The sequence below is a fragment of the Pseudonocardia pini genome, from assembly GCF_013870575.1.
GTDB classification, from domain to species: domain Bacteria; phylum Actinomycetota; class Actinomycetes; order Mycobacteriales; family Pseudonocardiaceae; genus Pseudonocardia; species Pseudonocardia pini.
Genome location: NZ_JACBXB010000581.1, coordinates 1 through 3,627, shown reverse-complemented (window position 1 = coordinate 3,627; position 3,627 = coordinate 1). Strand labels below are relative to the sequence as shown.

Sequence of the window (3,627 nt, the reverse complement as noted above, 5' to 3'; positions counted from 1 at the left end):
CGCGGCGAGCCACGTCCGCGTCGGGACCTTCCAGTTCGCGGCCGCGACCGGTGACGTCGACCTGCTCCGCAGGCTCGCCGACCACGCGATCGCCCGCCACCATCCGGGGGCGACGGACCACCTGGCCCTCTACGAACAGGTGATCGAGGCGCAGGCCGCGCTCGTGGCCCGCTGGATGCTGGTCGGCTTCGTGCACGGCGTGATGAACACGGACAACACCACGATCTCGGGCGAGACGATCGACTACGGTCCCTGCGCCTTCCTCGACGCCTACGACCCGGCCACGGTCTACAGCTCGATCGACCACGGCGGCCGCTACGCCTTCGGGAACCAGCCGGGGATCCTGCAGTGGAACCTGGCCCGGCTCGGCGAGGCGCTCCTGCCGCTGTTCGACGAGGACCAGGAGGCCGCCGTCGAGAAGGCGACGACGGTGTTGGGCACGTTCGCCGAGCGCTACCACCGCCACCACCGCGCGGGCCTGCGGGCGAAGCTCGGCCTCCCCGAGGCGTCGGACGCGCTGGTCGACGGCCTGCTGGAGCTGCTGACCACCCACAAGCCGGACATGACGACCTTCTTCAGGGACCTCGCCGGCCACGCCCGCGGCGGCCCCGCCCCGCTCGCGGACCCGTGGATCGCCTCGTGGCGCGCCGCGGGCCCGGACGCGGCGGCGATGGACCGGGTCAACCCCGTCTACGTGCCGCGCAACCACCTCGTGGAGGAGGCCCTCGCGGCGGCGGTGTCGGGCGACCTCGCCCCGGTCCGCACGCTCGTCGACGTGCTGTCCCGGCCCTTCGAGGTGCGCCCCGGCCTCGAGCGCTACGCCGAGCCGGGGCCGACGGCCGGGTACGTCACCTTCTGCGGCACCTGACCCCCTGTGCGCGGCGATGGTCGCTCTGGCGACCATCGCCGCTCACAAGGGGGCCAGGTCGGTGCTCCTCGGCGATGCGCACGACCGCCGCGGCGCTCTAACGAAGCCGCTGCAGCACCTGGCCCGCGATGGCGGACGACAGCCCGACGGGCACGGCGTTGCCGATCTGCTTCGCGATCCGGACCTTCGAGCCGCACCAGGCGAAGGTCTCGGGGAACCCCTGCAGCAGCGCCGCCTCAAGGTGCGTGATCACCCGGTTCACCCGGTTCGCCGGGTCGTCCCGGTCCCACTGCGGGTGCAGGTAGCGGCCCTTCTCCGGCTTGAAGAACTCGGTGCGGATGGTCAGCGACGGCTGGTCCCAGCGCAGGCGCCCCATGACGTCCGTGGTCCCGGTCTTCTTCTCCCGCCAGCAGCGGGGCAGCAGCTCCGCGGGCAGGTCGAACCGGCCGCCGCCCGGCGGGACGTGGTCGTAGCGCTGCAGCGACAGCTCCCGCGGGGTGCGCCCGAAGTGCAGGTCCAGCCACTTGAACACCCCCGGCACGGACTGCCCGAAGAACTCGGTGCGGGCCGCGGGCAGCTCGGTGGTGGCGGGGCGTTCGGGCAGCGCGACGACCTGCTCCCGCAGCTCGGCATCGCGGGCACACCACTCCTCGTCGGGGAGCCACCCGGCCACGCTGACCACCACCTCGGGCTCGGTGTCCGCCGACCCGCCGACCAGCTCGCAGACCCGATCGGCGACCGGGCCGGACCCCTCCACCCGCACCCGGGCCACGGGCGGGGCAGCCGCGACGTCTGTGACGAGGACACCGCGGTCGGTCAGGGCCGCGACCAGCTGCGCGAACCGCGGGCCGGGATCGTGAGGCGGATCCGCCACCATCGCGAGGACCTCGTCGGGGCCGTCGATCCGCACGAACCTCTCGTCCGGCGTGGCGTATCGCCAACCGCCGTCGAGACCGCGGAACACCTGGTGGCCAGGGGTGATCATGAGGATCCGTTCCTCCGTCGGGGCTCCCGCCGCCGGACGGGCCGGCGGCGGGAGCGGTCGGTCGACTGTTCACGCGGGGCGGCGCCCCGCGCGCCTCACTCGGACCAGGCGAACGGGCTCTGCACCAGAGCGTTGGTCCCCGGGGCCTGCGGTGCGGCGAGGGACTCCGGCGCCTCGACCGGCTCGAACGCGAAGGGGCTCTGCACCAGCGCGTTGGTCCCCGGGGCCTGCGGGGCCGCCAGGTCGCCTGCGCGCTCGACCGTCTCGAACGAGAACTCGGACATGTCGCTCCTCTCTGTAATGAAAACCGTTTTCATTACAAAATCGACGCTAACAGCCCGGGCATCCGAACGGAACCCCCGGACGATCACTCGCCCGGCCGATGGGGGTGAGACGGAGGGCGGCAGCTCCGGCGCGGCCCCGGCTTCAGGTGTTCCGCGGCAGTCGACAGTGGATCGTCCGCCAGCTGTTCCCGAGGATCGCCGCGCTGGGAGCGGTGTGGGGTGAGCGGCCGAGGCACGGAGTCGTCGGGCTCGGCCGGCGAGGGCTGAGGCGTCGGCACCGGTCGAGCACGCCCACGATCGACCTACGCGGAGCGGAGTCGGCGCGTGAGCACCGTGCCGCCGGCCGCCGCGGTGGCCGGCCGTCGGCGACATGGCTCGGGCCGGGGACGGTCTCGCCGCCGACTCGGACGAACCCGGCGCCGAGATGTGCGAGGGCCCGCTCCTCGCAGATCGTCATGGCGACCAGTCGGTCGAGGATCGTCGGTGTCGACTCGGGCTCATCGCTCACGCCGCGACGTGAGGCCCCCAGGATGCGGTGGAGCGCAGGGGTTCCCGCGGCGCGCCCGGGTGATCCGGGCGCGCCGGGTGTGGTTCAGGCCTCGACGTCGACGATGGTCGCGCCGGCCGCGGCGTTCTGGACGGACTCGGCGCCCTTCTTGGCGTTGGACTTGGACTCGTAGGCCTCGCCGGAGGCGACGATCTGGCCGTTGCTGGCCTTGAGCCGGAACCGGAACTTGCCTGCCCGGTCCTGGTAGATCTCGAACTTGCCCGCCATGGCGCTTCTCCAGTCTGGTGAGGACGGTGATGATCGACGGCAGGTTACGACGAATGGGCTAAGGCGGCAGGGTGTGGCGGGCGCTGCGTCTCCGCGTCCACGCGGGCACGACCCCGTCACGAACGAGCGGCACGAGCTGATCGAGATCGTCCCGCCGGAGCCGGTCGAGCGTCGTGCGGCGATCGGACGTGGTCAGGATGCGATGGGGGTGACGCATGTTGACCCCCCACCGGTCGGACTTCGCACGTGGTTCCCGGCGGCGCGCTTGACACCCGCCGGCGCGCCTCGTGAGGCTGGGGTGCAGCCTCACCGTGGAGGGACGATGTGAACGCCGACGAGTGGGGCGAGATCCATCGGCTCCACGCGGACGGTATGTCCATCAAGGGCATGGCCGCGCACCTGGGCATGTCCCGCAACACCATCCGGCGCGCGTTGACCTTCGACGCGCCCCCGCCCGACCACCGGCCCGGCCGGGGCTCCGCGGTGGACGCCTACGCCGACCGCATCCGCGCGCTGCTGTCCGAGGAGCCCGACCTCGCCGTCGCCCAGATCGGCGAACGGATCGGGTGGGAGCGCTCGCGCACGACCCTGGCCAAGCGCGTCCACCAGGAGCGACGGCTGGTTGCGGGGGAGCCCGGCCCCACGCGGCGCTCGGGCGGTGCGGTCCCGGAGTTCGCCACGGAGTTCATCGGCCGGCGCGCCGAGCTGCAGGAGC

Annotated in this window: 4 protein-coding genes and 1 pseudogene; 2 read left to right on the top strand and 3 right to left on the bottom strand. The window is 72.9% G+C overall.

The window, feature by feature from the left end; all coding sequences use genetic code 11:
• The coding region (locus H5J29_RS25155) for a protein adenylyltransferase SelO family protein (protein ID WP_181783500.1) at positions 1–868 on the top strand (868 nt) is incomplete at its 5' end.
• Positions 869–965: 97 nt separating this feature from the next.
• Here H5J29_RS25155 and H5J29_RS25150 read toward each other — a convergent pair.
• From H5J29_RS25150 to H5J29_RS25140, 3 genes are all read right to left on the bottom strand, one after another.
• A complete protein-coding gene (locus H5J29_RS25150) occupies positions 966–1,853 on the bottom strand; it encodes a DNA cytosine methyltransferase (protein WP_181783499.1) in 888 nt (295 codons plus the stop codon).
• 95 nt (positions 1,854–1,948) lie between these two features.
• Positions 1,949–2,137: a streptamidine-related RiPP repeat protein gene (locus tag H5J29_RS25145; RefSeq protein WP_181783498.1), complete on the bottom strand. Its 189-nt coding sequence runs from the start codon at positions 2,135–2,137 to the stop codon at positions 1,949–1,951.
• A 592-nt stretch (positions 2,138–2,729) separates the two neighbouring features.
• Positions 2,730–2,912 carry a YegP family protein gene (locus H5J29_RS25140; protein ID WP_181783497.1) on the bottom strand — a complete coding sequence of 61 codons (183 nt, stop codon included), beginning with the start codon at positions 2,910–2,912 and terminating at the stop codon, positions 2,730–2,732.
• Between the two features lie 324 nt (positions 2,913–3,236).
• On the opposite strand from H5J29_RS25140, the pseudogene H5J29_RS25135 reads away from it, so the two are divergent.
• Positions 3,237–3,627 (top strand): annotated as a pseudogene (locus H5J29_RS25135) (helix-turn-helix domain-containing protein); the annotation flags it as partial.

Excerpts from the sequence above, each read along its gene's own strand:
- H5J29_RS25150 (WP_181783499.1), bottom strand. The coding sequence starts at position 1,853 with ATGATCACCCCTGGCCACCAGGTGTTCCGCGGTCTCGACGGCGGTTGG.
- H5J29_RS25145 (WP_181783498.1), bottom strand. The coding sequence starts at position 2,137 with ATGTCCGAGTTCTCGTTCGAGACGGTCGAGCGCGCAGGCGACCTGGCG.
- H5J29_RS25140 (WP_181783497.1), bottom strand. The coding sequence starts at position 2,912 with ATGGCGGGCAAGTTCGAGATCTACCAGGACCGGGCAGGCAAGTTCCGG.